The sequence below is a fragment of the Carboxydocella sp. JDF658 genome (assembly GCF_002049395.1).
Classification (GTDB): Bacteria; Bacillota.
Genome location: NZ_BDLR01000227.1, coordinates 1 through 201, shown reverse-complemented (window position 1 = coordinate 201; position 201 = coordinate 1). Strand labels below are relative to the sequence as shown.

At 52.2% G+C, this 201-nt stretch carries 1 pseudogene; it reads right to left on the bottom strand.

Annotation, left to right across the window (positions count from 1 at the left end):
• Positions 1-201: pseudogene (locus JDF658_RS13930) on the bottom strand (IS200/IS605 family accessory protein TnpB-related protein); the annotation flags it as partial.

The window sequence follows — 201 nt, the reverse complement described above, 5'->3', positions numbered from 1 at the left end:
GCTTGTTCCGCCCCTTGACTGCCAGGCGGAGCTTTTCAATAACTTCTGAAGCAGCCCCCTTTTCCTCTGCCTTCGCCAGTTTCCTCATAGCCAGGCTGAGTTTCTTCCTGGCCCGGCCCAGTTTCTCTTCTGTTTCTTCATTTTCTAACTTCAGCAGTTCTGTTTGGGAGTCCAGCAGGGCCTGTGCTTTAAGTCTGGAGT